Source organism: Ruegeria aquimaris (assembly GCF_025751555.1).
GTDB classification, from domain to species: domain Bacteria; phylum Pseudomonadota; class Alphaproteobacteria; order Rhodobacterales; family Rhodobacteraceae; genus Ruegeria_B; species Ruegeria_B aquimaris.
In genome coordinates this window covers 1-7,465 of sequence record NZ_JAOWLB010000047.1, presented here as the reverse complement: position 1 = coordinate 7,465, position 7,465 = coordinate 1, and the positions used below count along the sequence as shown (strand labels likewise).

At 59.8% G+C, this 7,465-nt stretch carries 5 protein-coding genes and 2 pseudogenes; 4 read left to right on the top strand and 3 right to left on the bottom strand.

Features of this window, described 5'->3' with window-relative positions; translation table 11 throughout:
- Window positions 1-92: 92 nt before the first annotated feature.
- A pseudogene (locus OE747_RS24345) lies at window positions 93-458 on the bottom strand (response regulator); the annotation flags it as partial.
- Window positions 459-749: 291 nt separating this feature from the next.
- On the bottom strand, window positions 750-1,769 hold the full coding sequence (locus tag OE747_RS24340) for an AraC family transcriptional regulator (protein ID WP_263831026.1): 1,020 nt from the start codon (window positions 1,767-1,769) through the stop codon (window positions 750-752).
- Between the two features lie 140 nt (window positions 1,770-1,909).
- On the opposite strand from OE747_RS24340, the gene OE747_RS24335 reads away from it, so the two are divergent.
- The 4 genes from OE747_RS24335 (at window position 1,910) to OE747_RS24320 (ending at window position 6,806) form a co-directional block, all read left to right on the top strand.
- Window positions 1,910-3,643 (top strand): acyl-CoA dehydrogenase, encoded by a 1,734-nt coding sequence (locus OE747_RS24335; protein ID WP_318527343.1) that lies wholly within the window; start codon window positions 1,910-1,912, stop codon window positions 3,641-3,643.
- Between the two features lie 21 nt (window positions 3,644-3,664).
- Window positions 3,665-4,474 (top strand): methylthioacryloyl-CoA hydratase, encoded by an 810-nt coding sequence (gene dmdD, locus OE747_RS24330; RefSeq protein WP_263831024.1) that lies wholly within the window; start codon window positions 3,665-3,667, stop codon window positions 4,472-4,474.
- Window positions 4,475-4,490: 16 nt separating this feature from the next.
- Window positions 4,491-6,107, top strand: a complete 1,617-nt coding sequence (locus OE747_RS24325; protein ID WP_263831023.1) for an AMP-binding protein — start codon at window positions 4,491-4,493, stop codon at window positions 6,105-6,107.
- 126 nt (window positions 6,108-6,233) lie between these two features.
- The gene (locus OE747_RS24320; protein ID WP_263831022.1) at window positions 6,234-6,806 is read left to right on the top strand and encodes a peroxidase-related enzyme; all 573 of its coding nucleotides are present in this window, start codon (window positions 6,234-6,236) and stop codon (window positions 6,804-6,806) included.
- Between the two features lie 110 nt (window positions 6,807-6,916).
- Here the strand turns inward: OE747_RS24320 and OE747_RS24315 are convergent.
- Window positions 6,917-7,284 (bottom strand): annotated as a pseudogene (locus OE747_RS24315) (transposase).
- Window positions 7,285-7,465: the final 181 nt, after the last annotated feature.

Here is a 7,465-nt window from a genome sequence, read left to right as displayed (position 1 = left end):
GCTGGTCTCCATCGCAGATACCAGCTTGAATCACGTTCAGCGCTGCCTGTGAATCCCTTTTGTCAACACGGCCTAGGCAGCTGGGGCATTCCACGGCGCAGAATGGCTCGGATGCGCGCCAGCAGCTCGCGCGGGTTGAAGGGCTTGGCAAGATAGTCATCCGCCCCGGTTTCCAACCCGACGATCCGGTCCATGTCCTCGCTGAGGGCGGTGAGCAGAAGAATTGGAATGTCGCCGGATTGCGACAGACGCTTGCACGCGGACAGCCCGTCCTCGCCGGGCATCATCACATCCGAGACCACCAAGTCAGTATTCTCGGATGCCAGCACGGCATCCATTTCCTTTGCATCCTTTGCCATCGTGGCGCGCAGACCGCTCTTTTCAAGATAGCGGCAAACTGCGTTTCGGATTTCGCTATGGTCGTCTACGACCAGGATATGCGGTGTCGAGTTGTGCATTGCCCCAATAAGCGTGTTTTCACCTTCGGATGTCGATTCCCTTGTATCGTTTTGTATCAATCCACGGAAACGGCGCGTGGCTCGATGCTTTCTCCGGATCAGGTTATTGAAAATTCTTAGATAAACTGTTGCCGACGTGTTCCCTCGCTTCTTGCTTCAAGCTATCGCGGCGTACACGGGTATCGAGCTCGACACCGCCAGATCCCGTGCCTGCGGCCGGGATTGCAGCCAGACCCGCCCACAGCACATACCACGCATTGGCATGAACCGCCTTTGGCTTGGTGCGAAGAGTCAAATTTGGTGGCGGTATGATCCCGGCGTCCGGTTCGTCCATTTGCGAAAGGCGCGGTGGAAGTTCGCCGGCGCAGAGAAACCGGTGTCAAAGGCGATTTGTTCAATACTGTCGGTGCCGTTCTGAAGCGCGCGGATCGCGATGTCGCGGCGCAGCGCATCCTTGATATCCTGAAACGATGTGCCTTCCTGTTTCAGGCGCCGGTTCAATGTCCGGGGCGTCAACCCTAAGGCATGTGCCGCCTCGGGAAGCTGACAGGTTTGCCAGGACGCCCCATACAGGAATGCCCGCACTCGCAGGCTGTTGGTATGGGCGCGCGAGCCGGTAAAGATCCAGTCAAGCGGTGCCCGCTCAAGGAAGACGGAGGCCTCTGCCGGGCTGCGGGTAATCGGGCTGGTGAAGCAGTGCGGATTGAAGAGGATGCTGGAGTTCTGGGCATCAAAAATCACGGGACATGGAAACACCACCGCGTAGTCACCAGCAAAATCGGGTCGGGGAAAGGCAAAGTTTACCGCCTTGATCGGCGTTTCCGCACCGCCGAGCCAGGACAACAGCCCGTGCGCCAGTTTTAGCATCAGCAAATGTCCGAAACGTTGCGGGCGCGTTTCACGGTCGTAAGGCACCAACGTCAGTTCCACCTCTTCCGCTTCGTTGCGCAGTTCGAGGCGGAAATCGTCCAGGAGCAGGTTCCAATATGTCGAGAACCGATACAAGGCCGAGGTGAGACTGCTCGCCTCGCGTTGCACGGTTACGAGATGTTGCAGCGCGCGGCGCCGGATCGGGCGGCTCCACAACCCCATCATCTCGTCACCTGTTTCCGGCGCAGCAAGCTGGTACAGTCGGGCGATCTCATTGAGCGTGACGCGCTGATTGGGCGCCATGGGGCCCGTTTGCAGGCCCGACCGTTGCAGGAGCGAGGCCATCGCCTCGGGCGTGCATCGCAATTTCAGCGCATCCAGCCAATCCTGGATGAAGCCTGCTGAGACGGTTGTCAGGGAGATTGGATCAAGACTGGTCACGCAAACCTCATTTGGCGTAATCGGATATTACATTGGCAAATAATGAGCTTATCGGCAAGGATCATGGTAGGTAGATGACGTAAAGCCATAGCGCCGAGAGAGAATTACGCATGTCCTATCAGCCGCCCGTAAAAGATTTGATGTTTTGTATCGAACACCTTTCCCACTGGGAAAACGTATCCGCACTCGCGGTCTATGAAGACCATGACCTGACGGATATCGGGGCCGCACTCGAAGGTTTTGCCCAGTTTTGCGCCGAACAGATCGCGCCCTTGTCTCAACTCGGCGACACGCTGGGCGCCCGGTATGACAACGGTCGCGTGACGATGCCCGAAGCCGACGCGCAGGCCTATGCCCAGTTTGTCGAGATGGGATGGCAGGCGATGACCCATCCGGTGGAATACGGCGGGTTTGGGTTGCCCCGCGTCGTTGGCGCGGCAGCGGTCGAGGTTTTGAATGCCGCCGACATGAGCTTTGGTCTCTGCCCGCTCTTGACCGACGGCGCGATCGAGGCGTTGCTGCTGACCGGATCGGACAAGCAGAAAGCCACCTATCTGGAGCCTCTGGTGGCCGGACGCTGGTCGGGCACGATGAACCTGACCGAACCGCAGGCAGGCAGCGATCTGGGCCGGGTGGGCACCAAGGCAACTCAGCGTGCGGATGGCACCTATGGCGTGTCGGGGACAAAGATCTTCATCACCTATGGCGCCCACGACCTGACCGAGAACATCATCCACCTCGTGCTCGCCCGCACGCCGGAGGCCCCCGCCGGACCCAAAGGGTTGAGCCTGTTCATCGTGCCGCAAAAGTTGGTCGAACCCGATGGCACCTTGGGCGCTGAGAACGCCGTGCATTGCGTGAGCATCGAACACAAGTTGGGCGTGCGGGCCAGTCCGACCGCGGTGCTGGAATATGACAATGCCACCGGCTTCCTGATCGGCGAGGAAAATCGCGGGCTGGAATACATGTTCATCATGATGAACGCCGCGCGATTCTCGGTGGGTGTGCAAGGCATCGCCATATCCGAACGGGCCTATCAACGTGCCTTGGCCTATGCTCGCGAGCGGGTGCAAAGCCGCCCGGTGAACGGTCAGGCACGGGATGCCGTCGCCATCATCGAACACCCGGATGTGCGCCGCATGCTCATGCGCATGCGCTGCCTGACCGAGGGCGGCCGGGCCATGGCAGCGGCAACCGCCGGACTGTTGGATATTGCGCATCACCGGGACGATCCCGAGGCGGCTGCGATGGCCGAGTTCATGGTGCCGCTGGTCAAGGGTTTCTGTTCGGAACGGGCGGTCGAGGTCGCATCCTTGGGTGTTCAGATCCACGGCGGCATGGGTTTCATCGAGGAAACCGGAGCCGCCCAGCATTATCGCGACGCCCGTATTCTGCCGATATACGAAGGCACCACAGCCATTCAGGCCAACGACCTTCTGGGGCGCAAGGTGATGCGGGACGGCGGCGAAACCGCCCGCCGCTTCGCCGCCCGGATTGCCGAGACCGAAACAAGGTTGGCGCAGGGCTCCGCCGATGCGCAAGCAATCGGCCAAAGCCTCGCCCAGGCGCGTGGAGCTTTCGAAGCTGCGCTGGACTGGCTGCTTGAAACCAGCCGCAAGGATATCGATGCGGCCTTTGCCGGCTCGGTCCCTTTTCTCATGCTGGCTGGGACCCTGGCGGCGGGCTGGAAACTGGCCAAGGGCGCTCTGGCGGCGCAGACCGCCCTGGATGCAGGTCAGGATGTACAGTTCATGACCCGGAAAATCTCCACTGCCCTGTTTTTCGCCCAACACATCCTGCCCGATTGCTCTGCTGAACATGCACGTATCCTGCATGGCGCCCGCAGCTTGCTTGACGCGGATTTCCCTGACTGACACTCCGAAAGGACCAGACCCATGAATGACGTCGTGAACCCCGACACCTACGAGAGCCTCGCGATTTCGCCACGTGAGAACGGCCTCTATGTCGTGAGCCTGAACCGCCCGTCCAAGCGCAACGCGCTGAACGTGGCCACTATCGAAGAGTTGATCCGCTTCTTCAGCGGCGCGCGCATGGCGGGCGTCAAGGCGGTGGTGCTGGCGGGCGAAGGCGACCATTTTTGCGCCGGACTCGATCTTGTTGAACATTGGAAGGCCGACCGCAGCCCGGATGACTTCATGCATGTCTGTCTGCGCTGGCACGAGGCGTTCAACAAGATGGAGTATGGCGGCGTACCAATCATCGCCGCGCTAAAAGGCGCCGTGGTCGGCGGCGGACTTGAATTGGCCAGCGCCGCTCATGTCCGGGTGATCGACCCGGGCACCTACTTTGCCCTGCCCGAGGGCCAGCGCGGCATCTTCACCGGTGGGGGTGCCACGATCCGCGTGTCCGACATGATCGGCAAGTACCGCATGATCGACATGATACTGACGGGCCGCGTCTATCAGGGGCAAGAGGCCGTTGATTTGGGCCTCGCGCAGTACATCACCGAAGCGGGCGGCAGCTTTGACAAGGCAATGGAGATCGCCGCCAAGGTGGCCCAGAACCTACCCCTGACGAACTTTGCCATCTGTTCGGCCGTGAGCCACATGAACAACATGTCGGGCATGGATGCGGCCTATGCCGAAGCGTTTGTCGGCGGCATCGTCAACACCCAGCCGGACGCGCGTGCCCGGCTGGAGGCCTTCGCCAACAAGACCGCCGCCCGCGTGCGACCCAACAGCTAAGACAGGCGGAACCGGGATGCGCCAACAGTTCGAAGCCCTTGGGAAAACACCGGCAAATCATGTACCGCTGTCGCCATTGTCCTTTCTGCGCCGGGCCGAGTCTCTGCACGGCCCGCGCACGGCAGTGATCTATGGCGACATCCGGCGCAGCTGGACCGAGACCGCCCGGCGCATTCGCGCCGTGGCGGGTGGGCTTGTCGGGCTTGGTGTCCAAAGGGGCGACACAGTCTCGGTGCTCTGCCCCAACATCCCCGAGCTTTTCGAACTGCACTTTGCCCTGCCGATGACCGGCGGGGTAATCAACACACTCAACACCCGGCTGGAGCCGGAGACCATCGCCTATATCCTGGATCACGCAGATACAAAGCTGGTGATTGTGGACCGCGAGTTGTCACCGCTTCTTTCAAGGGCATTCGAGCTTTTGGGCCGAACTCTGCCGGTAGTCGAAATTGTCGATCCATGTACAGCCGCCAAAGGCGCGCTGAATGGCATCGACTACGATGACCTGACCCGCGCCGCGCCCCTCCCTGTCGCCCTGCCCGATGACGAATGGGATGCCATTGCGCTGAACTATACGTCGGGCACCTCCGGGCGGCCCAAAGGGGTCGTCTATCATCATCGAGGGGCGTATTTGATGGCGCATGGGACCGGGACCGCGTGGCAGGTGCCGCCCTATCCGGTCTACCTGTCGGTGGTCCCCATGTTTCACTGCAACGGCTGGGGGCACCCCTGGCTGATGGCTATGCTTGGGGCGACCGTTGTCTTCACCCGCATTCCATCTGCAGACCGAATCCTTGACGCGATCCGCAGCCATGGTGTGACCCATTTTGGCGCCGCGCCCATCGTGTTGCAGATGCTGGCCGACGCAGATAACGACGCCGTGCCCTTTGACCCGGCAATCCGCGTGCTGACAGCCGGGGCACCGCCGCCGCCCTCGGTATTGGAAAAGACCCGTGCGATGGGATTGGACGTCATGCAGGTCTATGGCCTGACGGAGACCTACGGCCATATCTCACAATGCCTCTGGCAGGAGGAGTGGAACGATCTCTCGCCTGCGCAACAGGCCGAGATGCAGGCCCAACAGGGTGTAGCCTTTCCCATGGTGGAAGAGGTCGCTGTGATCGACCGTTCCAGTGGCGCGCATGTGCCGCGCGATGGTGTCACACAGGGTGAGATCGCCATACGCGGGAACACCGTTATGGCCGGTTACTACAAAGATGCCGAGGCCACGACGAAAGCTTTCAAAGACGGCTGGTTCTGGTCAGGAGATGGTGCGGTTTTACACGAAAACGGTTATGCCCAAATCCGTGATCGCCTGAAAGACGTGATCATTTCGGGCGGCGAAAACATCTCTTCTGTCGAAGTCGAAGCCGTGCTTTACCGTCATCCCGCGGTTCAGGCCGCTGCCGTCGTCGCGATGCCGCATGAGAAGTGGGGCGAGGTGCCTTGCGCCTTTGTCGAGTTGCGCGCGGGTTCAAAAGCGACGCCGGACGAGATCATCGCGTTCTGCCGTACCAACCTGGCCGGGTTCAAGGCCCCTAAGGCCGTCATATTCGACATCCTGCCCAAGACCTCGACTGGCAAGATCCAGAAGTTCCAGCTTCGTGAGCGCGCAAAGTCCGGGATCCATTGATTTGTCGTCCCTGTTTCGCGCTCACGATCCGGTTCGATGCACTCCTTGGCTGGGTCGATCCGGGTGGTGGAGCGTTTCCAAGTCCCCTGCCCCAGACCTGATCTAGAAAACGGAAAGGACCCGAACATGACCGCAGCACCCATCAGCCGTTTTCCGATACCGAAGCTCGATGAGCTTCCCGATGATATCCGCTTAGTAATAACAGACGTGCAGGACAAGCTCGGCTTTGTGCCGAATGTCTTTCTGACACTGGCCCGCCGTCCCGATGAACTGCGCGCGTTCATGGCCTATCACGACGCCTTGATGGAAAAAGACAGCGGGCTGTCGAAGGCGGAGCGGGAAATGATCGTCGTTGCAACATCCAATGACAACGGGTGTCAGTATTGCGTCGTCGCACATGGCGCGATCCTGCGCATTCGCGCGAAAAACACGTTGATTGCCGACCAGGTCGCCACGAATTACCGCAAGGCCGACATCACCGAACGACAAAAGGCGATGCTGGATTTCGCGATGAAAGTCTCCAATGATGCCCGGTCCATTTGCGACGAGGATTTCGATATCCTGCATCGTCACGGATTTAGCGACGAGGATATCTGGGATATCGCTGGTGTGACCGCGTTATTCGGCCTGTCCAACCGCATGGCCAATTTCACATCCATGCGTCCCAATGATGAATTCTTCATGATGGGGCGAAAGTAACTGAACCTGCGTCACGCCCGGAGACTTTGTACCTGAAGGCATCGCCCCGGCCGATAGCAGCGGGACGATTGTCTGCTTCATGGTGGTTTAGGGTCTGGCCGCATTGAGTTTCAAAGCCGGTAGATGACAACCGCAGCAAGTGCGATTGCTGACAAGAAGGCCTTGGGGCAACGGTCGTACCGGGTCGCCACGCGCCTCCAATCCTTGAGCCTGCCGAGCATGATCTCGATCCGGTTGCGCCGTTTGTCCGGCGCTTGGCGTACTTGACGGTTTTCTTCCGCTGCTTCCAACGGTTGTAGAGTGTCTTGTCCGGGCCATAGGCTGTCGGGGCAACGTGCCAACGTAAGTCATTACGAATAAAGAAGATAATCCCATTCAACACACGTCGATCATCAACGCGTGGCTGACCATGGGCCTTGGGATAACAGGGCTCAAGACGCGCCATCTGTGCGGCGCTCAACCAGAAAAGATCAGACATGTTCACCGCTCGATTTTCGAGCCGAGAAGCATGGCGCCAAGCGGAAATCAATGGCTCCAGACCCCAGGCAACCACCCTTCCCGCCTCAAGCCACTGGGTCGCATTGAACCGCCCCGGGTTTACTGGAGAGTAAAATACTCAAAGGATGAGCCCTATGACCAAGCAGAGATTCACCCCCGCC

Excerpts from the sequence above, each read along its gene's own strand:
- OE747_RS24335 (WP_318527343.1), top strand. The coding sequence starts at position 1,910 with ATGTTTTGTATCGAACACCTTTCCCACTGGGAAAACGTATCCGCACTC.
- dmdD (WP_263831024.1), top strand. The coding sequence starts at position 3,665 with ATGAATGACGTCGTGAACCCCGACACCTACGAGAGCCTCGCGATTTCG.
- OE747_RS24325 (WP_263831023.1), top strand. The coding sequence starts at position 4,491 with ATGCGCCAACAGTTCGAAGCCCTTGGGAAAACACCGGCAAATCATGTA.
- OE747_RS24320 (WP_263831022.1), top strand. The coding sequence starts at position 6,234 with ATGACCGCAGCACCCATCAGCCGTTTTCCGATACCGAAGCTCGATGAG.